At 50.4% G+C, this 25,588-nt stretch carries 17 protein-coding genes; 9 read left to right on the top strand and 8 right to left on the bottom strand.

The features are described 5' to 3' along the window. Positions 1-46: 46 nt before the first annotated feature. The 5 genes from hisD (at position 47) to JWG88_RS10340 (ending at position 6,874) form a co-directional block, all read left to right on the top strand. Entirely contained in the window at positions 47-1,357 is a 1,311-nt protein-coding gene (gene hisD, locus JWG88_RS10360) for a histidinol dehydrogenase (protein ID WP_205233652.1), read from the top strand. A 6-nt stretch (positions 1,358-1,363) separates the two neighbouring features. Continuing rightward, positions 1,364-2,038: a 16S rRNA (guanine(527)-N(7))-methyltransferase RsmG gene (rsmG, locus tag JWG88_RS10355; protein ID WP_205233651.1), complete on the top strand. Its 675-nt coding sequence runs from the start codon at positions 1,364-1,366 to the stop codon at positions 2,036-2,038. 112 nt (positions 2,039-2,150) lie between these two features. Continuing rightward, positions 2,151-3,224, top strand: coding sequence for a 3-isopropylmalate dehydrogenase (gene leuB, locus JWG88_RS10350; RefSeq protein WP_205233650.1), 1,074 nt, complete (start codon positions 2,151-2,153; stop codon positions 3,222-3,224). Positions 3,225-3,274: 50 nt separating this feature from the next. Continuing rightward, positions 3,275-4,192: a ribose-phosphate diphosphokinase gene (locus tag JWG88_RS10345; RefSeq protein ID WP_205233649.1), complete on the top strand. Its 918-nt coding sequence runs from the start codon at positions 3,275-3,277 to the stop codon at positions 4,190-4,192. A gap of 69 nt (positions 4,193-4,261) precedes the next feature. Then, positions 4,262-6,874 carry a sigma 54-interacting transcriptional regulator gene (locus JWG88_RS10340; RefSeq protein WP_205233648.1) on the top strand — a complete coding sequence of 871 codons (2,613 nt, stop codon included), beginning with the start codon at positions 4,262-4,264 and terminating at the stop codon, positions 6,872-6,874. Between the two features lie 333 nt (positions 6,875-7,207). Here the strand turns inward: JWG88_RS10340 and JWG88_RS10335 are convergent, their stop codons facing one another. The 4 genes from JWG88_RS10335 to JWG88_RS10320 form a co-directional block, all read right to left on the bottom strand. Further along, on the bottom strand, positions 7,208-8,434 hold the full coding sequence (locus JWG88_RS10335; RefSeq protein ID WP_205233647.1) for an aminotransferase class I/II-fold pyridoxal phosphate-dependent enzyme: 1,227 nt from the start codon (positions 8,432-8,434) through the stop codon (positions 7,208-7,210). A gap of 51 nt (positions 8,435-8,485) precedes the next feature. After that, positions 8,486-9,514 (bottom strand): L-threonine 3-dehydrogenase, encoded by a 1,029-nt coding sequence (gene tdh, locus JWG88_RS10330; protein WP_205233791.1) that lies wholly within the window; start codon positions 9,512-9,514, stop codon positions 8,486-8,488. Between the two features lie 264 nt (positions 9,515-9,778). Next, positions 9,779-10,543 carry a porin family protein gene (locus JWG88_RS10325; protein WP_205233646.1) on the bottom strand — a complete coding sequence of 255 codons (765 nt, stop codon included), beginning with the start codon at positions 10,541-10,543 and terminating at the stop codon, positions 9,779-9,781. A gap of 316 nt (positions 10,544-10,859) precedes the next feature. Beyond that, entirely contained in the window at positions 10,860-11,051 is a 192-nt protein-coding gene (locus tag JWG88_RS10320; RefSeq protein ID WP_205233645.1) for a ferredoxin, read from the bottom strand. 311 nt (positions 11,052-11,362) lie between these two features. Here JWG88_RS10320 and JWG88_RS10315 point away from each other — a divergent pair, with 311 nt between their 5' ends. Beyond that, a complete protein-coding gene (locus JWG88_RS10315; protein WP_205233644.1) occupies positions 11,363-12,337 on the top strand; it encodes a cation diffusion facilitator family transporter in 975 nt (324 codons plus the stop codon). Between the two features lie 231 nt (positions 12,338-12,568). Continuing rightward, positions 12,569-14,620, top strand: coding sequence for an AsmA family protein (locus JWG88_RS10310; RefSeq protein WP_205233643.1), 2,052 nt, complete (start codon positions 12,569-12,571; stop codon positions 14,618-14,620). On the opposite strand, the gene JWG88_RS10305 is transcribed toward JWG88_RS10310, so the two are convergent. The 4 genes from JWG88_RS10305 to JWG88_RS10290 form a co-directional block, all read right to left on the bottom strand. Then, positions 14,604-15,287 (bottom strand): ABC transporter ATP-binding protein, encoded by a 684-nt coding sequence (locus tag JWG88_RS10305; RefSeq protein ID WP_205233642.1) that lies wholly within the window; start codon positions 15,285-15,287, stop codon positions 14,604-14,606. The two genes, JWG88_RS10310 and JWG88_RS10305, sit on opposite strands and share 17 nt — an antisense overlap. Beyond that, a complete protein-coding gene (locus tag JWG88_RS10300; RefSeq protein WP_205233641.1) occupies positions 15,287-16,513 on the bottom strand; it encodes a lipoprotein-releasing ABC transporter permease subunit in 1,227 nt (408 codons plus the stop codon). The genes JWG88_RS10305 and JWG88_RS10300 overlap by 1 nt, the downstream gene beginning before the upstream one ends. A gap of 1 nt (position 16,514) precedes the next feature. After that, positions 16,515-18,047 carry a lysine--tRNA ligase gene (gene lysS / locus JWG88_RS10295; RefSeq protein WP_205233640.1) on the bottom strand — a complete coding sequence of 511 codons (1,533 nt, stop codon included), beginning with the start codon at positions 18,045-18,047 and terminating at the stop codon, positions 16,515-16,517. A 333-nt stretch (positions 18,048-18,380) separates the two neighbouring features. Continuing rightward, positions 18,381-19,673 (bottom strand): class I SAM-dependent RNA methyltransferase, encoded by a 1,293-nt coding sequence (locus tag JWG88_RS10290; protein WP_205233639.1) that lies wholly within the window; start codon positions 19,671-19,673, stop codon positions 18,381-18,383. A gap of 134 nt (positions 19,674-19,807) precedes the next feature. Here JWG88_RS10290 and JWG88_RS10285 point away from each other — a divergent pair, with 134 nt between their 5' ends. Continuing rightward, positions 19,808-21,565 carry an autotransporter assembly complex protein TamA gene (locus JWG88_RS10285; RefSeq protein ID WP_205233638.1) on the top strand — a complete coding sequence of 586 codons (1,758 nt, stop codon included), beginning with the start codon at positions 19,808-19,810 and terminating at the stop codon, positions 21,563-21,565. Continuing rightward, positions 21,565-25,566, top strand: coding sequence for a translocation/assembly module TamB domain-containing protein (locus JWG88_RS10280; RefSeq protein ID WP_205233637.1), 4,002 nt, complete (start codon positions 21,565-21,567; stop codon positions 25,564-25,566). The genes JWG88_RS10285 and JWG88_RS10280 overlap by 1 nt, the downstream gene beginning before the upstream one ends. Positions 25,567-25,588 lie beyond the last annotated feature (22 nt).

The following is a 25,588-nucleotide window of genomic DNA, read 5'->3' as shown; positions in this document are numbered from 1 at the left end:
GTTTTACAATAAGATACACAACTAGAAATGAATAACGGATAAGACAATGGCTATCACTCCGATACAAACAGGTTCACCGGAAGGAAAACATAAGATTGCCGGTCTGCTGGATCGCTTTCAGGATGCCGATACAGGCTGCCAGGCTACAGTCGAGGACATTCTGAAGGCAGTGAAGACAAGAGGAGATGAGGCTGTCGTTGAATACTGTCGTCGTTTTGATGCTCCTCAAATGCAGATCGACAATCTGCAGGTCTCCACAGAGGAGCTCAGGAATTCTTACGAACAGGTGGATGAACTTTTTCTGGAGACTCTTTCCAGAGCGATAGAGAGAATCGAAAATTTCCACCAGCGCGAGATGGAGGATTCCTGGATACAGACCCGCGAAGACGGCACTATTGTCGGTCGGCTGGTGCGGCCGGTTGATTCTGCAGGACTGTATGTTCCAGGCGGGCAGGGTGGGTCTACTCCGCTGGTCTCATCCGTATTGATGAATGGTATCCCCGCAGCTATCGCCGGGGTCGGCAACCGGATTATGGTGACCCCTCCCAACGCCGAAGGAGAGATCGATCCTCATCTCCTGGTGGCTGCACAGGAAGTGGGCATTACCGAGATTTACAAGATAGGTTCCGCCTGGGCGATTGCGGCACTGGCATACGGTACCGCCACCATCCCCCGGGTGGATGTGATTGTCGGGCCCGGCAATCAGTATGTGACCGAGGCCAAGCGACTAGTTTCCGGAATGGTCCGCATCGACATGATCGCCGGTCCTTCGGAAGTGCTTATCGTTGCCGACGGCCAGGCCGATGCGGTTTTTATTGCCGCCGATATGCTGGCCCAGGCGGAGCACGACGTTCAGGCGCTGGCGATATTGATAACCACCAGCGAAGAGCTGGCTTCCCGAATTCCGGCTGAGCTGGAGCGGCAGCTGGCCCAGTTGTCGCGGCAGGATATCGCGCGCCGGGCCCTCAATGACCATGGCGTTATTTTAATTGCCGCCGATCTTGAAGAGGCGATCGAGCTGGCTAATGATATCGCCATCGAACATCTGGAACTGATGATTGCGGATCCCTGGTCGCAGATTCCGTATATCCGTCATGCCGGGGCTATTTTTCTGGGGAACTACACTCCTGAGGCTGCCGGAGATTATCTGGCAGGCCCGAATCATGTTCTGCCGACCATGGGAACAGCGCGATTCGCCTCGGCACTCGGAGTGGAAACCTTTCTCAAAAAAAGTTCGGTAATATCCTACTCAAAGGCCGCTTTGATTGAGGATAGCGATCATATTCAGATGCTCGCCGGCCTTGAAGGTCTGACCGCCCATGCCGCTTCGGTAGCACGGCGGGTCGCCAAAAAGTAGACCATTGTGAAGGGACAGCCCGAAGATATCCAATCTCTGCTGCAGCAGGGTAGCAGCCTTCTGCAACTGAACATTGACGATGATGCATTGCAGAAGCTGGAGCAATATGCTGGGGAACTTCTGCGCTGGAATAAAAAAATAAATCTGATAGCCAAAAAACAGGATGCGCATCACATCGTTGAAAACCATTTTCTGGACTCTCTCATTCTTCTGCCGTATCTGAGCCGGGATGGGAGTTCTCTCATCGATGTCGGCAGCGGGGCCGGGTTTCCCGGTCTGGCCTGTAAAGCGGCACTGCCCGATCTCCGCCTTGTTCTGGTAGAACCCCGATTGAAGCGCGTCTCCTTTCTGCGTCATATTATCCGCACGCTGCGCCTGGAAAATGTCGAAGTGCTGGCCGATCGGCTTGAAGATGTCGATCCGCAGCGCTTGAGCTGCTCTCACATATCCAGCCGTGCGGTGGCCGAGATAGGAGGATTTATAGAGATGGTTGCCGGGATTACCGGAGAAAATACCGAGATTCTCTGCATGAAAGGGCCAAAGTGGCGGGAAGAGTTGGACCGGGCCTCCGCTGTTCTGCATCGCTTCGGAATCATTCTTTCGCAGGTCAATGAATTTACCCTTCCTTTCAGTGGTGCAAGCCGGGCGGTCCTCTCATTTCGGAAGGATATTTTGCAATAGCACTGGTCATATTGCTGGGAATTGAGTAAATATAGCGATTATCTCCCTGCATACAAAATTAAGAAGCACGTAGCAATTCACGTAATACGATTTGATCATATAGAGGTGGAACATGAAAAAAATAGCAGTACTTGCCGGAGATGGCATCGGCCCTGAAGTCATGGCCGAGGCTATCAAGGTTCTTGATGCCGCGGCAGCGAAATTCGATTTTACCCTACACTATGATTTTGCCGATGTCGGCGGCGTTGCCATAGATAATCATGGTAAAGCCCTGCCGCCAGCCACACTTGAACTGTGTGAAAACAGCGATGCCATTCTTTTTGGTTCGGTCGGCGGCCCCAAGTGGGAAAACCTGCCGCCGGAACAACAGCCTGAAAGGGCGGCCCTGCTTCCTCTGCGTAAACATTTTGATCTCTTTTGTAATCTTCGGCCTGCCAAGGTATTTAAATCACTGACCGCGGCCTGCCCACTTCGAGCGGACATCGTCGGGGATGGTTTCGATATCCTTTGCGTCCGTGAGCTGACTTCCGGGATCTATTTCGGTACTCCCAAAGGCAGGGAAGGTGAAGGTGAGCAGGAACGGGCTTTCGATACCATGGCATACACGCGCGCCGAAGTGCGCAGGATTGCCAAAATGGCTTTTGATGCCGCCCGGATCAGAAAAAACAAGGTCACTTCGGTGGACAAGGCCAATGTTTTGACCACCATGGTGCTCTGGCGGGAAGTCGTCATGGAGGTGGCCAGGGAATATCCGGATGTAGAGCTCAATCATATCTATGTCGACAACGCCACAATGCAGTTGGTCAAGGATCCGCACCAGTTCGATGTTATGCTTTGCGGCAACATGTTCGGCGATATCATCTCCGATGAATCGGCCATGCTTACTGGATCCATGGGCTTGCTGGCCTCTGCTTCGCTGAATCTCGACAAATTCGGCCTTTATGAACCTGCGGGCGGTTCGGCGCCTGATATTGCCGGTAAAGGCATTGCCAACCCCATCGCTCAAATTCTTTCAGCCGCCATGATGCTGCGCTACAGCTTTAATCTCGATGAAGCGGCCGCAGCCATCGATGCAGCTGTGGAGAAAACCCTGGAGCAGGGTATTCATACCATTGATATAGCCCGCGACAAGAGCAAAGCGGTGAACACCGCTGCCATGGGCGATGCTATCCTTGCGTCCTTATAGCAGGTGTTTCTCCATTCTGATTTGTCAACCTCAGATCCGGAAAAGAAGACATGACCGAACAGGATGAGCCCATACTGATAGCCAATCAGGCCTCCACCGACCTGGGACGAAAGGTTGCAGATGCACTGGGGATACCGTTTAGTGAAATGATCCGCCAGCGCTTTGCCGACGGGGAGCAGCATCATGCCTTCCCGTGTAGTCTTGCCGGCAGAAATTTGATACTCATCGGCGCCACCCAGAGCAGTAATGCGCATCAGGAACTCATCGATCTCATCCAGGGAGGCATTTACTTCAACGCCTCAAGTATAAACGTGGTCATCCCTTACCTTGGCTATTCGACAATGGAGAGAGTAAAGCCGGGAACCAATGAAATTCCCAAAGGGATAACACGGACCCGCCAGATTTTCAGGGCTCGACCGGATTACGTCGCCTTTATCGATTTGCATTCGGAAGCAGTGCTTCATGCTCATGGAGGAGAGATCAGTACAAACCATATCTGGACGGATAGCCTTGTTGTAAAAAAAATTCGCCAGAGCGGCCTGCAAAACTATGTGCTGGTCTCTCCCGACTATGGCTTCTCCAAAAGGGTGGCCCGTCTTGCCAGTAGGCTGGATTGCCCCCATACGGCAGCGGACAAGGACCGGTATGACAGGGATAAAACAATTGTCAGCCAGGTTTCAAGTGTGGTTAAAGGGAAAAACGTTATCATCTGCGACGATATGATCCGTACCGGAGGTACTATTCTACAGACCGCGGAGCGATGTATGGAAGCCGGAGCAAATGATGTGGCTGTCCTGGCCACCCATCTGGTGATGTCGGGGCAGGCGCGAAAAAAATTTATGAACAGCCCTATTTCAAAGGTTATCGGTTCCGATACCTATCCCGGGCGCATGAGTGATGATCTGTTTGATATTTACTCTGTTGCCCCTCTTATTGCCGAGGTTCTCGGCAGGCACCTCAAATTATAAAATCAATGTCAACCCCGGGAGGCTGGAGCAGGCTTTGCGACTGGAGGTCGGAGTAATTTTCGAAGTAGTATGAAAAAGCAAACGGTTGCACGAATTCTTGGGTCCTCGATGCTGTTTAAAAAGCTTGGGCCCAGCCAGTTACTGGCCGCTGCAGAAATCTCGACGGTACGGTATCTCGGCGGTGAGCAGGCGATCTATGAGCAGGGAGATCAGGGGACGGATTTTTATGTGGTCGGCATAGGAGAAGTCGAACTGGTTTTAACCCACAAGGATGGGACCAAGTCGGTGGTTGGTAGAATCGGGCCGGGCGGTCATTTCGGAGAGACCTCACTGCTCACCGGAAAACCCCATTCTCTGGGAGCTGAAGCTGTAGGGGAAATTGCCCTCATCTGCTTTGACAAACTGCTCTTCGAGCAGGCGTTGTTAAGTGATCGGACCATCTACCAGCAGATGAATCTTGCCTTGGCCGAGCGTCTGCGGGTTTCTTTTCAGGATCAGGCCGAGACCGCCGTAAGGGCTGATAAAAAGTTTGTACGGGATGAACAGTTCCAGGACTTTCTGCTCATTACCGGCAATTCCGGACAACAGCTCGATGGTGAAGCGCGGCCATCCAGTGCCGCCCGACGCACTCAGGCCATCGCCGGGAAATTCTCCAGCAATCTGGCTCCGGTTCTGCTGTCGGGTGAAAAGGGAACCGGCAAAAAATTTCTTGCCAAACAGATCCATCAGCAGTCTGAATATGCCGATGGTCCCTATGTCGAGCTGGAATTGCGAGATTTTAGTGAGGAGCTGGTTCCGGAGAAGCTTTTTGGAACTCCGCAGGATACCTTTCCTTTCGCCCAGGTCAGACAATCCGGTATTTTTGAACAGTTTTCAGGGGGGACCGTAGTCCTGCTCCATCCTGAGCTTCTCAGCTTCCCCGTGCAGCAAAAAATTTTCCAGTCCTTAACCAGCCGCTCGTTCAAAAGAACAGGAAGCAACGAAGAAGTTCCTTTTCAGGTCCGTCTTATCCTTGTCTGCGACAGCATGCCGGCCAAGCTCGAAAGTGCCGATGAATTTTTACCGGCTTTGTTTGCCGAACTAAAGAAACAGCACTACCGTGTCCCGTCACTGTGTGAACAGAAACGAGACCTGCCTCGCCTCATCGATCATTTTCTCACACGCTACAACAGGGAATATGGTAAAAATATTCTGTCGATTTCTCCTGACACCATGGGGCTGTTGATGAATTATGACTGGCCCGGCAATCTTCCCGAACTACAGAGCGTTATTCAGAGAGCCGTCATGCTGTCCCGGAGCGATACCATTCTTTCCGGGCAGATTATTTTAGGGCTTCCCAAGACTGAAGGAAAATGGGAGTTCAATCTTCTCAGAATACCCGGCGTCAAAAACTTTCTCAAAAGCAATATATTTCCAATTGTACCTCGATTTGTGGTGGGAATGGTGCTTCTGGCGACAGTGGCTGCACTTTTTCTCGGCCCGGCAGAGGCAGGCAGGAATATCGGCATCACCATGAGCTGGGCAATAGGCTGGCCGCTGCTGTTCTTTTCATTCTTCTTCCTTGCCCGGACCTGGTGTTCTGTATGCACGCTGGCCGTTCCAGGCAAGCTTATCCAGGCAATAGTCAAGCCGGACAGGGCGACGCCACAATTCATCAAAAAATATTCGGGATGGATCATGGCTCTGCTGTGTATCCTGGTTTTGTGGGTGGAACTTGTCTGGGATGCCTATAGCAATCCGATGCTGACAGCATCGGTAATTGTTGCCGTCTCAGCCGGGTCTTTCATCTTTTCCATTTTTTACAAACGGAGAGTCTGGTGCAGGTATATATGCCCGCTAGGCGCTATCAACGCTATCTTTGCCATGCCTGCCGTTCTTGAGCTGCGGGCCAACAGGCATCTTTGCCTTAACAGATGCCGTGAGCATGTCTGCTTTCGCGGTGATGAGGGCCAGGGGGGCTGCCCAATGTTCAGACATCCTTTTCTGGTTGACAACAACAGGGACTGCATCATGTGCGCCGAGTGCATAAAAAGCTGTGATAATAGCTCTATACATCTCAATCTGCGCCTGACCCCTGAAGAGTTGTGGGATCTGGATACCCCGAGGAGGGCCGATTCCTTCCTGGTCGTTTCACTGGGGGCCATATTTTTCCCCTTTGCACTGCATGAAGAATTCTCGGTTCTGGTGCAGCGGCTCACCACAGAATCGTTGCCTCTGTTGTCAGGCCTGCCGCCGTATCTTCTCAAGAGCTTTTTCTTTTTCGGACTGATCTGTCTGTTCCAGATTGGCTATCTGATAATGGTTTCTCTTGTCGCCAGATATGCCGAAGTCGAAGAGAATTCTCTCAAACCCATGCTTGGTTATGGCTTCATTCCATTGATACTGGGCTGCTATCTGGCGGTGCATTTTGATCTGTTTATGCAGGATGCCTGGAGGATATGGCCAAATTTGCTTGAACTGCTCGGGGTTGAAGCGAGGTATATACCTCAGAGAATTTTAAGTGAGGATTCAACAGTGGTGTTGCAGACCATTACGGTATCGGGAGGCATGCTCGCCTCTTTTTATGCGATTTACCGGATCATGGCGCACTTCAAGGGAAGCAGGGCTTTTTCCTCGGAAGCTCTGGTTCTGCCTTACAGTTTTATGGTTTTTTTAGGTGGATTGTCACTATACCTGATTTAGTCGTGGAGAAAAAAAGAAACCAGGCAAGAGTGACACATGTGTCACTCTCACCCGGTTGGGGGGGGTGGTTTAAGGGTTGTAACGTGCAATGCAACCTCAATGCCAATTTCTGAAAGATTTTAAATATTCAACCAAGTTATTGTAAATACTGGCATATATTGGCAATAGATTTATTTCTCTATCCGCTGTTTCAGTTCTAATTACAACGTGATTACTTTTATGTAATCCGAGTTACGATCATGTCCATGGGCAAGACTACTTTCGGTAATCTGAGGAGAGGAGATATACTGTTCCTGATCCATGATTGATCAAAGGGATCAAAGGAATTATGAATTAGGCTGAGATGTCGTCCAGTGCCCCGAGGGCAAATGCGATATCATCCTCTTTATGAGCGGCGTTGATCTGGAAGCGAATGCTCTCATCGCCATGCGGCACCACGGGAAAAGTCAGACCGACAACCAGAATGCCTCTCTCGTAAAGCTTGTTGACCACATCGTGTGTCTTCGCAGTATCCCGCACCAACATCGGTATTACCGGGTGAGGACCATCGATGGTTTCTTTACCGCGGTCTTTGAGGCCGCTCCTGAACTGGTCCTGCCGTGCAAGGAGGTTTTTAAGCAGAGCTCTTCCTTCTTCGCCGTCACAAATATCGAGAGCAGCGGTAGCTGCGGCACAATCGGCAACCGACAGGGGATTTGTATAGATATACGTGTCCGCCTTCTGTCTGACCGCTTCGGTGATCTTTTTGGTTGCGGCGATGAATCCGCCATTTACTCCGAAGGCTTTGCCGAAAGTACCCACAATGACATCCGCTTGGGCCTTGCAGTATTCCGATGTGCCTCTGCCTGTTCTGCCGTAAGCGCCGATGCCGTGGGAATCATCGACGACTGTAATCACACCGTCCTTGAAGCGGGAGTGATATTGTGCGGCAATAGCGTTGATCTGATCGATGGGAGCCGTGTCTCCGCGCATGGAGTATACGCCGTCGAAAATGATCACCACCCTCTCTATCTCACTGTCGACTTCTTCAAGACATCGGTGCAGATCATCCATGTCATTATGTTTGAAAATACCTTTGTTGCTGCGGGCAACTCCGGCAATTCGCATGGCCCTGATGATTGAATTATGATTGAGCTGATCACCGATCCAGTATGTTTTCGGGCTGCTGATAGAGAGCGCCAGACCGCAGTTTGCGGTGTAGGCGGAATTGAAAATTTTGGCCGCCGTCTTATCGGTGAAGGCTGCTATTCTCTTTTCCAGATCAGCATGATAGCTGTATGTGCCATCGATGAATCGTACTGCTCCGGGGCCAACTCCGAATTCGTGGGTCGCCCGATCGGCAGCCGAGATCAATTTGGGATGATGAGACAGGGAAAGATAGGAATTGGAGTTCATCCGCAAAAATTCTCTGGTACTGCCTTCCAGCAGATATCTGGGGCCGGATTTTTCCCGTGGAGGTATATAGCCGCGTATCACCCGTTCCCGTGGTTTTGCCCGGCCTTCAAGCTGAAGTTTTTCCAGTTCCAGTTCCAGCGCGGCATCAAGCCTGTCTGTTGACATTGTATTTCCTCCGATGCTTCGGTTCGGTTGTTAAACGAAAGATTCCTTGTTTCAGTCGTCCCATGTGAGGACAACTTTGCCGGATTCTCCTGATTTAACGGCCTGAAAGCCTTTTTCAAAATCGGTATAATGAAATTTATGGGTTATCAATGGCGTTATATCGAGCCCTGACTGGATAAGAGAAGTCATCTTGTACCAGGTTTCAAACATCTGCCTGCCGTAGATTCCTTTGATGGTAAGCCCATTGAAGATCACCTTGTTCCAGTCGACGGGTGAGCTCTTGTCCATGATGCCGAGAAGGGCGATTTTTCCGCCGTGGCAGATATTTTCAAGAATCGAGCTGAATGCCGCCGGATTCCCCGACATTTCCATAGCCACATCAAATCCTTCCTTCATGCAGAGCTTTTCCTGAGCGGCGGCAAGGTTCTCGCAGGTAACGTCTATGACGAGAGTGGCACCCATTTTTTCAGCAAGCCGCAGACGGTAGGGATTGACATCGGTGACAACTATATGCCTGGCGCCGGCATGTCTGGCCACGGCCGCTGCCATGCAGCCGATGGGACCGGCGCCGGTTATAAGCACATCTTCGCCGAGAACATCAAAGGAGAGTGCTGTATGAACTGCATTTCCTAGAGGATCGAAGCATGCAAGAACATCCAGGGGGATATCAGGGTCGCAATACCAGACATTGGTAACCGGCAGGAGAAGGTATTCGGCAAAGGCACCGGACCTGTCAACGCCGATGCCTTTAGTGGAATTGCAGAGATGTCTTCTGCCGGCAAGACAGTTGCGGCATCTGCCGCAGACCAGATGACCCTCGCCTGAAACCAGATCACCGGCGGAAAAATCGATGACATCACTGCCGACTTCCTGCACCACCCCGACAAACTCATGACCGATATGCATGGGCACGGGTATTGTTTTGCTTGCCCAATCGTCCCAGTTGTAGATGTGCATATCGGTACCACAGATTGCTGTCCTGAGGATTTTGATAAGAACATCAGTCCTGTTCGGTGTGGGGCGGGGTACCTCTTCCAGCCGGAGTCCCTCTTCCGCCTTTGATTTGACCAGAGCCTTCATGGTTTGCATCGGTAACCTCTCGTATTTCAAGAGTGGTTTCTCATGTTCCTGTCGTGATAGCGTCGCAAAACCCTATCTTCGACGGCCTCAAGTGGATCGAGCCGGAGTTTAAGCCAGTAAGGATGCTTTCAGCGAGTCCATCAATTGTAGCATCTTTGGCGGCAAGGGTATAGCAGATGGCATTAGAAAAAATGCCTGTGAAGATCGACCCGGCTGTATTGGCCGGGTCATGACAAACCCGTTTAATCGGCAAAAACGGTTGAATTAAAATCTGAGCAAGGCGCCGCCATAGAAGCCTGAAAAATCAGCATCCACATAAACATCGGACTCATCAATAGAGATATCCAGATACCGGTAGCCGGCGAAGACGCCGAACAACGGCAACGGAGAAAACTCCAGCTGAATATCTGCGTCCATGAAGTGATTGTCGCTGTAGCCAAGATAACCGACTCTGCCGTTGATGCCTATCAAGTCGGAAAGTGCTATTCGTCCACGTAAACCCAAAGTAGGTATGGGCACTGTGGTATCGGCTGATTCCGTGATTCCTCTGCGCCGATCGACAAGTGAAGCTTCGGCAGCGGTGATTTTTGCGGCCAGTTCAAGTCCCAGTTGAAGGCGGGCTGGGGTGTCGTCCATGTTGATAAAGTACCAGGTCAGGCCAACATCAAGGATATCCAGGTCTACACTGCTCTCTATCGATGACCCGACCGGGTAAAGCCGGCCATCGAAAAGAACGGATCTGCTGAGGATGGAATTGCCTTCAAAAGAGAGGGGCATGTATCCTGCGGTCAGTTTGAAATCTCCTAAAGCCAGAGCAACTTCAGCCATAATATTATCACTGTCATCCAGATCGAGATCGCTTTCAAGATCGACCCTTGTTCCGAGCCCGTTGACCTCTGCCGCCAGATCTCCGCCGGGGCTGAGCATCATATAGCCGACTTTGATGGAAAGCGCTTCATCCGCTGAAGCGGCTGAAGAGAAGATGCTGAGAAATACAGCTGCAAGAACAATACTTAGTCCACGGGCCATAGGATACCTCCGGTTTGGATTCTAGAAAAACAAGCGAATATATTATTAATAATCCAGAGTACTTCCCGATTTGGCCTCTGTCAAGATGACGTCGCAAAATTTTTGATGAGGTTCCCCGGAGGGAAAACCATAATTGGAAGTGATTTTTAGACCCACAGCTGACTAGGGGATTCAGGTTTTTTTAACGGCATCAGGTCGGGTCATCAGGCCGTGGTTAAGAAAGAGGAATCCTCGTGGCGGAACAGAAGGGCGCGGCACCCTTCTGTTCTGAAAAATACGGGTGCCCGCTCAAATACGCGTCACCCGATATCTGCGATTATTCAAGATAGATGCATTCGGCAGGACAGGATGCCACGGCCTCCTCTGCACAATCCTCTTCGCCGGTAGCCCCATCCTTGACGTAGGCTTTGGCGGCATCGTCGTCGAACACAAAGGCCTCCGGACATACTTCAACACAGCTCTCACAGCCGATGCATTCATCTTCATCGATCCATAGTTTTTTCGCCATATTCGAGTCTCCATTGTTGAATTAAGGGGATCTTCCCCGGATTTTATATCCGACAAAAGATTTTAATCACTGGTGCTTATTTGTACAACCCCGCTACTTCTTTTGATACCTGCCGGGGGTCGCGAGATTGAAGGTACGGCGGAGTATGAGGTTGAATATTTTGACCGAATTTACCACTGCCATCCTTGTCGTGTTCTTTGCGGAAATCTACCGCATTTCAATATTTTCCGAAGCACTGTATTAGTCACAATTACAGGAGAAAAAAAGATTTTTACTAAGCCGTCAACTTTATTAATGATTATTATGACGAAATGAATATCCTACAAAGGAAAGAGTTGGCTTTCGGAAAGAGCAATGCTGCAGGCAGTATATCACCAGACATGAACGATAGGGAGAGTGAGAAAAGAAAAAAGCAGGGAAGTCTTGCGATTAATGCCGGTCTGGGAGTCAATACCATTCTGGCAGTAGCCAAGACCTTCATCGGTATTTTCGGAAACAGCCCGGCGCTCCTGGCTGATGGCATCAACTCCACTTCAGATGTGGCCTACGGGGTGGTCATGAGCATCTGCATGAGAATTTCCAGCAAACCGGCGGATCATGAGCACCCTTATGGGCATGACCAGATGGAAACCATTGCCGCCGTAGTGGTCGGTGCCTTTGTGATTTCCACTGCCATCGCCATTTTCTGGAATTCCATCAACGGCGTATATGAACTGATTACCGGCAAGGGAGAATTTACCGGAGCAGCCATTATAGCATTATGGGTTGCCCTTGGCACAATTGTCGTCAAAATATGGATTGCCGGCTGGACCGGAAGAATCGGCAGAAAAACCCGGAACAGTGCGGTTATCGCCCTTGGTTATGATCACAGAAATGATATTTTTGCGTCGGCGGCAGCTGCAGCGGGTATCTATTTCGGCAGAATGGGCTATCCATGGGTCGACCCATTGGCCGGAGCTATAGTTTCGATTATAATTCTGATTACCGGAATAGATATTCTACGCTCTTCGACAGCCGATCTTATGGATACAGTTCCGGGCAAAGCCCTGGCGGTCAAGGTCGGGGACATTCTGATGAAGCAGGAAGGCGTTCTGGAAGTAGAGGAGGTTCATGCCCATCGCTTCGGACCTTATCTGGTGATGAACTTGACTATAGGGGTTCATGGGGACCTTCGGGTAGCAGAAGGTGACGCAATTGCCACGGCCGTGGAAGAACGGCTGCTGGAAGAAGTCGAATTCCTGAGACGTGTGCATATTCACTATCATCCTTTTCAGGTAGATGTGTAAGTATCTTCAGGTGAATAGATCATTCTCAATGAGACGCATTACAGCTGTCCGTACGTAATTTCCTTATAGCAGGCTGTTTAATGCCTCTCTTGAAAAACTTCCACTCGGTTCAGAACCCTCCTGAGGGGCGCAGAAAACAATGGTAAAATATCTATTTAAATCAATAAATTGGCCTCTGCAGCCAAACCATATATCCAGCTTAGCTGGGTTAGATCAAATTGGAGCTTTGTTATGAAAAAAGTTTTTATCTGGTTGTCGGCACTGGCAGTAGGAATCCTCGTCCTGCTGCTGGCAGCAGTATTGGTAATACCGAGATTTATAGATGTTCAAAAATATCTGCCGAAGATAGAGCAGAGAGTAACTGAGGCTGCGGGAAGGGAGTTTAAGCTTGGCAATGATGTTGATATTTCGATTTTCCCCTGGTTTGGTTTATCCTTCAACGAGGCCAGTATGGCCAACCCGGAAGAGTATGGCGGCGGAAATTTCATCAAGGTAGGTTCTTTCGAGGCCAGGGTAAAGCTTTTACCGCTTCTTTCAAGAAACATTGAAATTGATACTTTTGTCATCAAGGATCCAGAACTGAAGCTTGTCCGGTTGGCCGACGGAAGTGTGAACTGGGAGATGAAGAAGAAAACAGAGAAGCCTGCTGCCGGCCAGGAGAAGAAAGAAGAGAAGGTTCAAGAACAGGATGGCGCCGTTTCGGGTTTTTCGGTGAGCTCTCTCGATGTCGAACAAGTGACGGTAAGCGGTGGCCGTGTCCTTTTTGTGGATGAGGCCCAAGACCTGCGTCGTGAACTTACTGATATAACCCTCCGTCTTGATAATGTGTCGCTCGAAAAGCCCGTTGATATCTTTTTTCAGGCTGACCTCGAAGGCAAACCGCTCAACGTTGCAGGTTCCGTAGGACCGATAGGAAAAGAGCCGGGACGAGGAACCATCTTGCTCGATCTCACCGTCAATGCGATGGAGGAACTCACTGTCGCTCTCAAAGGTGAGTTGGAAAATCCGGCAACAGAGCCGAAATTTAACCTGCAACTTCAGGCTGGAGACTTTTCTCCACGCCGCCTCCTTGAATCACTGAACATGCAACTGCCTGTGCAAACCGCAGATCCTGCAGTATTCGATAATATGGCCTTCGATCTCCATGTACAGGGGAACCCCTCCCGCATCAGTGTAAAAGATAGTGTAATGACACTTGATGAATCCAGCTTGCAGATCAACGCCATTGTTAAGGATATGGCCAAACCTGATATATCCTTGCAGTTGGGCCTTGATACTATAAATATAGACAGATACCTGCCGCCTCCGGAAAAACAGGAAGAAGCGGAAATGGATGCAGGCACCGCGGCTCCGCAAACATCGGCACAGCAGGAAGTTCCTGCTCAAACTGCCGGAGAGGACGCCCCGCCCACCCAGCCTGCCGACTTCGATTACCAGCCCTTACGACAGCTTGTGCTGGACGGGCAGGCCAATATCGGCGAATTGACGGCCCATGGAGCGAGAGTGGAAAATATTTCCCTGAAGATAATTGGTCGTGACGGCAAATTTGATATGGATAGCCGCATGGATACCTACCAGGGAATTATCGAAGTTATCGGCAGCCTCAATGTCGAACAGGATAGCCCGCAGGGCAAAGTTGATTTGAAGGCCGAAAATATAGTGGTCGGTCCCCTGTTGCAGGATATTTTGCAAAAGGATGTTCTTGAGGGAACAATGGGAGCCGTCGTAGATGTACAGTTCGCCGGTGACGGTTCGGAGATAAAGAAAAGCCTCAACGGCTCAGGTAACCTGGAGTTTGTTGATGGCGCTCTGGTCGGTATTGATATTGCCGAGATTGCCAGAACTCTTGCCGCAGGAACAGGCTATCAAAAACCAAAGGAGAAGCCGCGTACCGATTTTGCTGAATTGCGCGTCCCTTTCATCCTAGAGAATGGGGTTTTTAAAACGCAGGATGCATCTTTACTTTCACCGCTGCTGCGGGTCCAGGCGGTCGGCAGTGCAGATTTGGTAAAAGAAACACTGGATATGAGGGTGAAGCCCAAGATAGTGGGAACATTGAAAGGGCAGGGAGATGTCGCCGAACGATCGGGACTGCCGGTACCGCTCCGCATTGAAGGCACCTTTGCCGAACCCCGTTACAGTATTGACCTCAGTGAGATTGCCGATCGTGAAACCATTGAGGAGGCCATAAGAGATCCCGAAGCGGCAAAGGAAAAGATCAAGTCCCTTGAAGAATCAGGGAAAAGTTTACTGGAAGGGTTTGGCCTCAGGAAGAAGAAGTAGGCAATAAAGCGCCGTCGCGGAGGGTATGAACGCTGTCCATCTTGCCGGCAAGATCCATATTGTGCGTAACCATGATCATCGCCAGGGAGCGCTCACGGCAAAGCTCATGCAACAGGTCGAAGACAATTTCGCCGGAGCGGCTGTCGAGATTTCCGGTAGGCTCATCGGCCAATAACAGCTTTGGCTGCATTATCAGGGCGCGGGCCAGGGCGGTGCGCTGCTGTTCGCCGCCGGAGAGGTTGTTGATTTTGTGATCGATGCGGTGGTCGAGCTCAACCCGGCGCAGCAGAGTGACCGCCTTATCGTAAATGTCATTTTTTCTCAAGCCGGAGATCAGCGCCGGCATCATTACATTTTCCACTGCGGTAAACTCCGGCAGCAGATGATGGAACTGAAAGATGAAACCAAGCTTGGCATTGCGGAACTCAGCTAGCTCACGCCGGTTTTTCTTCAGCAGACTGCTGTCTTCAAAAAGGAGATCACCCGAATCCGGTGCGGCAAGGGTGCCGCATACCTGCAGCAGCGTGGTTTTTCCAGACCCTGATGCACCGATGATTGCGGCCATTTCCCCTGGAGATATGGCAAAATCGATGCCTTTCAGCACTTCTATTTTTTTGGTGCCGTCATCGTAGTTTTTCGCTACCTGTTTCGCCTGAAAGAGGGCCATTACGAAAGTACCTCCGCCGGTTGAACCTGTGAGGCTTTCCATGAAGGGTAGAGAGTGGCCAGCAAGGTAATAAGTACTGCGCTGACGGCGACAATGACAATATCACCAGGCAGAACCTTAATCGGCAAGGTGGTCATGGGATACACATTGGAAGGCAGTTCGATGAACTTATAGCGGGACAGCAATTCGCAGAGGCCCAGCCCTCCCAAAACCCCGAGGGTGGTGCCGGTGAGGGCGATAATGGCCCCCTGAAGAAAGAATATCCGCATGATCGAGGCGGAGGTCGCACCCATCGATTTGAGGATGGCGATGTCTTTTCCCTTTTCCATTACCACCATGATAAGGGCACTGATAATATTGAGGGCTGCCACGAGAATTATCAGAGTGAGGCAAATAAACATGCCGATCTTTTCCAGCTTAAAGGCGGCAAAGAGATTTTGGTTCATCGACATCCAGTCCTTAGCGATAAAGCCGGGGCCGAGGGCCGCAACAATGGCAGCGGCGACTTCATCTGCCTTGTTTATTTTCTTCCTGTCGATCAGCACCTCTATGCCATGGACGATGTCTCCGCTTTCAAGAAACTGCTGCACGTCTCCCACGGCCATATAGGCCAGGGATGAGTCATATTCAAACATACCCGATTCAAATATTCCCGAAACCCTGCATGTTTTTATCTTGGGAATAATCCCCATGGGAGTCAGAGGCCCGGAAGGCGAGATCAGTCGCACCTTGCCGCCTATATGGACCCGCAGATCCTGAGCCAGATTCTTACCGAGGATGATATTGGGAATATTATCGTCATTTTTATTGAGCAGATTGTCGATGGATCCTTCGATCATCTGCTCGGACAGGCTGATCACGTTTTCCGCAGTCGGCGGATCGATACCTCTCAAGACCACGCCATTGCCGCCGGAAGAACTGCTGAGCAGAGTCTGGGCATAGAGATACGGAGTGGCTCCTTCAACATCCTCCACCGCCAGAATCTGATCCCGTACCAGTTCATAGTTTCGCATCGAACCTCCCGGCTGCTGCACGACAATATGGGAATTTATGCCGAGAATCTGATCACGTAATCCTTCGGTGAAACCTGAATAGACGGCCAGGACCACAATGAGCGCGATGACCCCGACGGTAATGCCTGCCACCGAAATAAAGGAGATCAGGGAGATAAAGCCGTGCTTATGCTTGGCTCGGAGATACCTGAGACTAATAAACCATTCGTACATATCAGGAAGCCGGCTGAGATTTTGCAGTACCGGACTTTCCGGTCTCCTGTGAGGTGCTCTCCGGCTTGAGATGCGGAAAAAATATGACATCCCGAATTGACGATGAATCGGTGAGCAACATCACCAGTCTGTCGATGCCTATGCCTTCGCCGGCAGCTGAAGGCATGCCGTATTCGAGTGCACGCAGATAGTCCTCGTCAAGGACAGGATGAATCTCTTCATCGGTGCCACGATCATCAATCTGTTTGGTAAAACGTTGACGCTGGTCAGTGGGATCATTGAGTTCACTGAAGGCATTGGCCAGTTCACGGCCGGTAATGAACAGCTCGAATCTATCGGTGACTTCAGGATTTTCCTCATTTTTTCGGGCAAGCGGGGAAACCTCGGTGGGATAGGAGGTAATGAAAGTAGGGTCGATTAACTTGTCCTCGACCAGCAGCTCGAAAAGTTCGGTTTTCGCTTTGCCTATACCGGCTTTGCCGTCAAGCTCGATGCCCTTTTCCTTGGCCAATGCGAAAACGGCCTGTTCATTCTCCAGGATTTCCGGGGCAACACCGCCTATCTCGACAAGGGCCTCATCCATGGTCAGCCTGTTCCACGGTGGTGCCAGATTGACCGGCATTCCCTGATATTCGATTTCCAGAGTACCGTTAACCTCCTGGCAGAGCCAGGAGACCATCTCTTCGGTCAGATCCATCATATCATGGTAGGTGGCATAAGCCTGATAAAACTCAAGCATGGTGAATTCGGGATTATGGCGTGTCGAAAGTCCTTCATTCCTGAAATTTCTGTTTATTTCAAAAACCTTGTTAAACCCGCCGACCAGCAGCCTCTTAAGATACAGTTCCGGAGCGATACGAAGATAGAGATCCATCTCCAGAGCATTATGATAGGTCTTGAACGGCTTGGCCGTAGCGCCGCCGGGGACCGGTTGCATCATCGGTGTCTCCACTTCCATATAGCCTCTGGCATTGAGGAAATCGCGGATATGTCTGATGATGTCAACCCGTTTGCGGAAGGTTTCCTTGACTTCCGGAGTGACGATGAGATCGATATAACGCTGGCGGTACCTGGTTTCAACGTCGGTGAGCCCATGCCATTTTTCCGGGAGCGGCCGCAGTGACTTGGAGATCATCACCAGTTTTTCCGCGGCGATGGAGGGTTCTCCGGTCTTGGTTTTGAAGAGTTTGCCTTCAATGCCGACAATATCGCCGATATCCCACTTTTTGAAGGTGGCGAAAACTTCGTCTCCAAGGGTTTCTTTCTTGATATAGACCTGCATTCTGCCGGAGCTGTCAACTATATGACAAAAGGCGGCTTTACCGAATTTACGCATGGAAAGGATGCGTCCCGCGATGGAGTAGGTAAACCTGGTTTCATCGGAAGCTTCCAGGGAAAGTTCTTCGCTCTTGGGCAGGATTTCACTGATCGTGTTGGCCGGGCTGAAGGTGTTGCTGTAGAGCTTTACCCCCATTTCAGCCAGGGCTTCGGCTTTTTCTCGTCGTTGTTTTAAAAACTGTCCTTCTTTGCTCATGGTATATATGTGTAAGAGGTTAATGTGTTGATGGCATCGATACGCGTTTTTGCGGCGAATGCCGCCTCGGTAAAGAGGGAGCAGGGATGTCGTTTTATCGCAGCGCAGTCTGGCTGTATTGGTTTCATCGGTGTGGAATCGGATAAATGCCTTTCTTCAGCATCTGTCAATAATAGGATGTGCGCACCATTTTGCAAGTAATGATTTTGTGATGCAGCATCTCCCTAAACCCTGGTGTATATATCGACCCTTGGCAGGTGGATAAGGAGACACCAACGCCGCTTTTTTCCGAAAATCCCATGCACGTCCGTTTACCGGGTATCGGCGTCTGTGTCAATTCTTTTCAAGAACCGCTATGGTTTCAATGTGATGCGTCTGAGGGAACATATCGACAGGCTGGACGGAGACAAGGTGAAAGTTGTGTTTTAGTAAGTCTTTAATATCTCTTACTAAAGTTGCAGGATCGCAGGAGATATATATGATCGATCGTGTACTCAGGGAGGCCAGGTCAGTGGCCAGGTGCGGCAGCCCCTGGCGCGGCGGATCTACGATGGTTGTCTCAAATTTCCGGCCTTCCTTGAGCAGCCGGCGGCAGACATCGTGGATAGCACCTTTTATGAAGCATGTATTAGTAAGCCCAGCAGCCTTGCTGTTGGACTCGGCGCAACGGATGGAAGATCCCTGGCCTTCTACGCCGACAAGTGATTGCGCGGATTGGGCCAGAGGAATTGAGAAATTGCCCATGCCGCAAAAAAGATCAAGAACTGTATGACTTTCACTTGAAAGAAAAACCCGCTGCACATAATCGATGAGATTGCAGTTCTGGAGAAGGTTAACCTGACAGAAGCCGCCGATCTCCCAGCTCAGAGTGAAAGCGGCATAACCGTTTGCCGGAATGCGCTGAGATAATATCCGGCCCTTGTCATTCTCCAGACCGACCAGGGCGAAGGAATCACCTTTAAAAAATAAACCCTCAAGGCCGTCTACCCGTGCCGTAAGTTCTCGAGCCGTTGCAAAATCATTTGGCCTTGGTTTTCTCTGGTAATATAATAAAAGAGATATAGTTTCATCTGCAGGATTAAAATGCAGTTCCACCTGACAACTGTTGCGGCAAAGCGTTTGAAACTCTTTGCGTTCCAGAAGAATTTCGAGAATGCGATTGATTGCAGGATGGGCGATGAGGCAGGCTTTGATGGGGATGATTTCACTGGAGCGAAATTTGAAAAAACCGATCTTTCCCTTGTCGACCTGCAGACGGATCCTCTGCCTGTAACCAAACTGCAGTGGAGACGGCAGAGGGGGAGAAACTGAAGAAGAAAGACCCTGAAACATTTCCTTTATAATTTGTGTCTTGATATCCAGCTGGCCTTCATAACTGCAATGCTGCAGGTCACATCCCCCGCATCTGTGGTAGTAGGGACAGGGAGGATCGATTCGTTGCGGATGTGGACTTAAAATCTTTTCCACTTCGCCGAAGTGGGTGTTTTTTCTCTTTTCGATTGTGCCCAAATAGATCTTTTCGCCCGGCAAGCTATTCTGCAGCAGAATGATGCTGCCTTTTGTAAGACGCGCCAGCCCGTAGCCGCCATTTACCATCTTTTCTACTATTATTGTGTTGTGATTCATATGCAGGTGTTATACTTTTCGGTTCTGACTGGGATGCAGGCACATCAAAGATGTTGGACCCGAGCTTGATCTACCTCGTTGCAGATCTGAAAAAGACGTGCAGGAAAAACACACCCGGAATTGTGGATGCGCTGATGAAAAAATCTAAATGGATGACAATATCAAGACTTTTCCTTGTGTTTCTCCTTCTGGTACCGCTGCCTCTTCAGGCCGCTGATGACTTTATCGATGTCACTATACAGGGTATTGACGGCATACTCTATGATAATGTCCTGGCCTCCCTCTCCATTTATTCGAAAAGAGGCGAAAAAGATCTGAGCCGATGGCAGGTTGAGAGGCTGCACCGTACAGCTGATGAGGAGATAGGCCGTGCCCTTGAGCCTTTTGGATACTATTCACCGGAAATAGAAGCGGAGTTGCTGCGCCGGGATAGTGGCTGGCAAGCCGTTTACACGATCAATCCGGGTGAACCGGTAAGGATCTCTTTGGTTTCGGTTCTGGTGGATACCGCTGGAGCTGAGCTTGCCGAGGAAGTCAAGAATATTGCTGGTGATTTTCCCCTGGAAAAAGGGGATACACTCAACCATACCCTTTATCAACAAGGCAAGAAAAATCTGCTTCAACAGCTTTTTGCATATGGTTATGTCAGGGCGGAGTACAGCAGAAGTCAAATATTGGTCAACAGGGCAGCCAGAGATGCGGAAATTCACCTGAATATCAAAACCGGGTCCCGCTATCTTTTCGGTGGAACCATCTTTAATCAGGAACTGCTTGATCCCGACTTCCTGGCAAAGTTTATTAACTATCAAAAGGGAGAGCCCTTTTCGCGCAGCAAGCTTATCCAGCTGCAGCAGAATCTGTACCAGACCAACTACTTCGGTCAGGTCATCGTCAGGGGCGACATTGAGAAAGCGGATGGATTGTACATTCCTGTTTATGTGAGCCTGTCTGAGCCGGAATATTTTAACCGTTACAGCTTCGGTCTAGGCTATGCCACCGATCATGGCCCGCGGATTAAGGCCGGCTGGGATAACCGTTTATTCAACCGGCATGGTCATAATGTGATCAGCGAAATACAGCTGGCGGAGAGGGAGAGCCGCCTCGATTTTATCTACGGTATTCCGGTGAATGATCCACAAACCGACAAGATGCTGTTTGGTGCCATGTATAACGAAAAAGACTGGGAGGATACCGAGACCAGAGTATTTAAGGGTGGTCTCAGCTATGATCACAAAGGTGGATGGGTTAAATACGGCATTGGTCTCGATGTGCAAAGTGAAAAATACCAGGTTGGGGATATTACTGAAAACAGCTTTTTCCCGATACCTAATGCAAGCTGGTCAGTGGTATATGGAGACGATCTTCTTCACACCGGCAACGGCGCATTATTCGCCGTCAACCTTAAGGGTGCCGCTGAAGAAATTCTTGCAGATGCATCATTTCTGCAGGGCCTTGTTTCCGGTAAATTAATCACCACCCCTATTGAAAGCGTGAGACTGATCGGCAGATTTGCCCTTGGCAGTACCCTGGTGGATACAGTAGATGACCTGCCGCCTTCTCTGAGGTTCTATGCCGGTGGCGATCAGAGTGTCAGGGGGTATGACTATAATGAACTCGGTTCCACGGATGATTCTGGTACAGTTACCGGGGGCAAGTATCTGGTGTTCGGTTCAATTGAAGTGGAAAAAACCGTCTATCAGAACTGGAGTATTGCCGCATTTTTTGATGTAGGAAAGGGAATAAACAATTTTGATGAAGATCTCGGTGAAGGGGCCGGTATGGGGTTGAGATATAGACTGCCCTTCGGCCAGATACGTCTTGATGTGGCATCTGCCCTTTCCAAGGAGGGCAATCCCGTGCGGCTGCATTTAACCCTCGGAGGCGATCTGTAATGAAGAAACTGGTGATAGCCGCCCTTGTGGTTACTGTTTCTCCGCTGATACTGCTCGTCTTCCTGCTCTTTAGCGAGAGCGGCTTGCGTCTTGTGGTTTTCAGCCTCGAAAAATTGACAGGGGGCCAGGTTAAGGTAGAAAAAGCAGAGGGAAGACTGGGTGGCAGCTTTGCCGCTCAAGGTCTGTCCTATACCTCGGCCACACAAAGTTTCGACCTTCGACTCATCAAAGTTGCCTGGGATCCGACGAAGCTCATCCATGGAGAGGCGCACCTCAATTCCCTGTTTCTTGATGACCTGCATTTTCGCGGTTCCGCAAAAGAGGGGGAGGTGGAGGATGATGAGGAGAGATTGTCGCTGCCGGAGCTTGAAATGCCATTGTCCGTAGAAATAGACAAGCTCGAAGCGACGGATATCCTGATTGAGAGCGGCCAGGAAACGGCGATGGCAATCGATAGAATCGACCTCGAGGTCATCGCCGGTAAAAAGAGTCTGCAGTTGAACCTACTCCACTTGCGCAACGAATTTCTTGATCTGCATCTTAGCGGCACAATTTCACCGAATGGTGCCTGGCCGGTGAATCTGAAGGGCGAGTATCGCTATACAATTGGGGATGTCCCGGAATTGCATGGGAAATTCGCTGTAACGGACACCCTGGAAAACGGCAATTTGCAGATTATCCTCGATGCACCTTTTCAGGCAGATCTTGTCAGCCGGTTCAGCGTAAAAGACGGGGTCGAGTTCCACGCGGAACTGCAGGCAAAAGATCTCGATCCTGCCGTGATGCTGCCGGATCTTCCCGGAATGCTCGATGGAAAGGTGATAGCGGATGGTGCATTCTCCGATGGGCTTTTTACCGCTGATATTGATATCAGCACCATCGAAGGCCGGTTGAAATCATATCCCCTGCACATTTCCGGCAATGCTCATATCGACGGCAGTACCCTGGATATATCCGAATTAGCGGTGGTAAGCGGTGCATCCCGGCTCGAGGTGGCCGGGTTAATCGACAGTGAGTATCAACTGGCTTACAACCTCACGGTGCCTGATATGGCTGCCTTTTTTTCCGAGGGAGCCGGGGCGGCGCAGCTCAAGGGAGAGATTACCGGGGATCTCTCCCGTCCCCGGATAGCGGCAGATCTGCTAGGGAAAAACATTGCCGTAGATGATTTCAGCGTGGCCGCGCTCAAGGCGGATATCACGGCAGACATCTCCGCAGAGGCTGCAGGGGAGAGTATGATCGACGCATCGGCTCAGCTGAAGGGAGTGGGGCGGCAGGATCAACGTCTGGAAGAGGTATCACTTGATATCGCCGGTAATCTAGACACTCACCATATAGAGCTGCATCTGCTTCAGGATGCCATTTCGCTTTCTCTCGCAGCGGAAGGATCCCTGCAGGAAAATATCTGGGAAGGAGTGATTAGGACCTTCGACGTCATGCATCCGCAAGAGGGCAGGATCAGGCTGGTCGATCAGGCGCACCTGGCCATGGGACCGGGGAAAATCACGCTTGACGGGCTCTGCCTTTCTCATGACGCAGCGCTGATGTGCCTTCAGGGTGGGCTGCTGGACAATCAGTGGCGGGCAAAAGCCGAACTCCGCGATATTGATCCGGGATATTTCCTTGAACAATGGCCTGGCAAAATCAATGCACAAATTGCAGGTCATGGTGATCTCTCCCAGCCGTCTTCGCATCGGTTTGAAATCGAAAATCTTTCAGGAGTATTGAAAGGGCTTCCTCTCAACGGTACTGGCAGTATGGAAATACAAGGCGAATCAATTGTGGTCAGGGGGCTTGACCTTAGATATGGCGATGCTTTTGCGGTTGCGGATGGGACTATTTCAAGAGAGGGATACGATCTTCATTTTTCAGCAGAAGTACCTGATTTCCAGACATTTATGGCTGACCTCCAGGGGCGGCTTGGATTTTCCGGAAAACTTTCGGGAACCCGGGAAGCGCCGCAGCTGCAGTTTGAGTTGACTGCCCGGGATGGCCAAATGGATACTTTTTCTTTCGCAGCCCTGAAGAGTTATGTGTCCGTTGATCTTCATGAAAATGGTGAGATCGAAGTTGATATACAGGGAGATGCAATCAAAAATAATGAGCTGGAGATTTCTGAAGCATCCTTGCAGGCCGCGGGAACAACAGCGGACCATACCTTTGAAATACGGGCTATGACAGGTTTGGGCAATGGTCGGCTGCAGGGCAGCGGCAGCTATGATTCTTCCTGGAAAGGCATTCTGGAGAGCGCGCGGTTTACCATGGCGGATTACGGCGACTGGTCTCTGGATAAAAACGCCCTGGTCGAAATCGGCAAGGAGAAAAGCGGGGTGGAGGACTTCTGTCTCCAGGCGGACCAGGCTGGTTTCTGCTTGAACGGCTCGGTCCGGGAAGAGATATGGTCTGTACAGGCGGTTACGGATGGTTTGCCTTTGGCTCTGCTTAATGATTTCGGCATAACCGGCTTCCCCGTGCAGGGAGAGATGCTGGCGGATATCCTTGCAGAAGGCCATGGGGGCAGAATATCACGCCTGGAAGGAACTGTGTCGGTTCCCGAACTCCTCCTGGCGGCTGATGGCCGGGATGACGGCTTGACGTATATTTTTTCAGATAACCGTATCGATGCGCAGATGACAGAGGACTCCCTGAGTATTGCCCTGAGCTCTGATTTTGAAGAAAGCGGGATACTTGAGGGATACCTTAATATTCATGGATTCGATCTTGCCGTCCTGGCCACAACACCGCTGGATGGCGAGCTTGAGTTTCATTTTGCCGACCTCTCCTTCATTACTCTGTTGAGCAACTCACGTATAATACCGACGGGCAGCCTGCAGGGGAAGCTTGATTTTAACGGAACTTTTGAAGACCCCAAAGTGCAGGGAAATATCGACCTGGATCAGGGAGTGATCCAGGTTGCGGATATGGGGATCACCCTGGAGGAGGTTTCGGTGGAGGGCTCCAGTGCCTGGGGAAATGCAGAGTTTCTTCTTACCGCTCAATCGGGACCGGGAGTGATGCAGGGTGAAGGCAGGGTGAGCTTTGCACCGGAACAGGGCTGGAAATTGACCAGTCATTTCAGCGGAACCGATTTTGAGGTAATGGCAACCGATGAGTATGTCATCCGGGCATCGCCGGATATACAGCTTAATTTAGGTGAAGGAGGAAATACCCTCTCTGGAGATGTGAATATTCCTTACGGCCGCATTACTCTCGAAGGAAGTAAGGGAGAGGTGACTCCATCGGAAGATGTCGTAATTGTCGATAAAACCGAGGAGGAACAACAGATACGTTCACCTTTTTCTACTGATCTGACAATCTCCCTCGGAGACGATGTACGGATTGACGCCTATGGTTTACAAAGCCGTCTTGCCGGAACCATTGAACTGGTGGATGTTCCGGGAAGAATATTGTCGGCTTTTGGAGAGCTGGAGGTAGAAGATGGACAATTTGCCTTCTATAGTGTCGAACTTGACATAACCCGCGGCAGGTTATTGTTTTCAGGGGAATCCGTGGACAATCCGGGTCTCGATTTTCGTGCCCATCGAAAAGTTGAAGAGATGGTTGTCGGGGTAATGGTCGGTGGAACGGCCAACGATCCGGAGTTTCAGCTTTTTTCCGATCCGGCAATGGAAGAGAGCAATATCCTGGCATATTTGCTGGTGGGCAGAGCCATGTATGCCTCCACTGACAATGATCAGAGCCTGATCGGTGCGGCTGCAACGGCCTTGGGGATACGAGGCGTCAACACCATCACCAACACCCTGGGCAAATATGTACCCGTGGATGAGGTCTATCTGGATGGCAGCACAGGCTCTCAGGATATGTCAATTGTGGTTGGGAAAAACCTCACCGACGATCTCTTTGTCGGCTATGATCATAACTTCTTTGATTCTTCGGGGGAGTTTAAGGTAAGATATGATTTAGGTAAGAATTTTTCGATTGAAACGCGGAGTTCGGCGGAATCCAGCAGCGGCGATATTCTCTATTCGATTGAGAAATGAATGCGGGTAATCCTTTAGACAG

Origin of the sequence: Desulfopila inferna, assembly GCF_016919005.1 — a bacterium.
In the GTDB taxonomy this organism is placed as follows: domain Bacteria; phylum Desulfobacterota; class Desulfobulbia; order Desulfobulbales; family Desulfocapsaceae; genus Desulfopila_A; species Desulfopila_A inferna.
The sequence above is the reverse complement of the archived record's forward strand: the minus strand, read 5'-3'. Positions and strand labels throughout refer to the sequence as shown.

Coding starts and splice junctions, on each gene's coding strand:
- hisD (WP_205233652.1), top strand. CDS start 47: ATGGCTATCACTCCGATACAAACAGGTTCACCGGAAGGAAAACATAAG.
- leuB (WP_205233650.1), top strand. CDS start 2,151: ATGAAAAAAATAGCAGTACTTGCCGGAGATGGCATCGGCCCTGAAGTC.
- JWG88_RS10345 (WP_205233649.1), top strand. CDS start 3,275: ATGACCGAACAGGATGAGCCCATACTGATAGCCAATCAGGCCTCCACC.
- JWG88_RS10340 (WP_205233648.1), top strand. CDS start 4,262: ATGAAAAAGCAAACGGTTGCACGAATTCTTGGGTCCTCGATGCTGTTT.
- JWG88_RS10335 (WP_205233647.1), bottom strand. CDS start 8,434: ATGTCAACAGACAGGCTTGATGCCGCGCTGGAACTGGAACTGGAAAAA.
- tdh (WP_205233791.1), bottom strand. CDS start 9,514: ATGAAGGCTCTGGTCAAATCAAAGGCGGAAGAGGGACTCCGGCTGGAA.
- JWG88_RS10325 (WP_205233646.1), bottom strand. CDS start 10,543: ATGGCCCGTGGACTAAGTATTGTTCTTGCAGCTGTATTTCTCAGCATC.
- JWG88_RS10320 (WP_205233645.1), bottom strand. CDS start 11,051: ATGGCGAAAAAACTATGGATCGATGAAGATGAATGCATCGGCTGTGAG.
- JWG88_RS10315 (WP_205233644.1), top strand. CDS start 11,363: ATGAATATCCTACAAAGGAAAGAGTTGGCTTTCGGAAAGAGCAATGCT.
- JWG88_RS10310 (WP_205233643.1), top strand. CDS start 12,569: ATGAAAAAAGTTTTTATCTGGTTGTCGGCACTGGCAGTAGGAATCCTC.
- JWG88_RS10305 (WP_205233642.1), bottom strand. CDS start 15,287: ATGGCCCTCTTTCAGGCGAAACAGGTAGCGAAAAACTACGATGACGGC.
- JWG88_RS10300 (WP_205233641.1), bottom strand. CDS start 16,513: ATGTACGAATGGTTTATTAGTCTCAGGTATCTCCGAGCCAAGCATAAG.
- lysS (WP_205233640.1), bottom strand. CDS start 18,047: ATGAGCAAAGAAGGACAGTTTTTAAAACAACGACGAGAAAAAGCCGAA.
- JWG88_RS10290 (WP_205233639.1), bottom strand. CDS start 19,673: ATGAATCACAACACAATAATAGTAGAAAAGATGGTAAATGGCGGCTAC.
- JWG88_RS10285 (WP_205233638.1), top strand. CDS start 19,808: ATGAAAAAATCTAAATGGATGACAATATCAAGACTTTTCCTTGTGTTT.
- JWG88_RS10280 (WP_205233637.1), top strand. CDS start 21,565: ATGAAGAAACTGGTGATAGCCGCCCTTGTGGTTACTGTTTCTCCGCTG.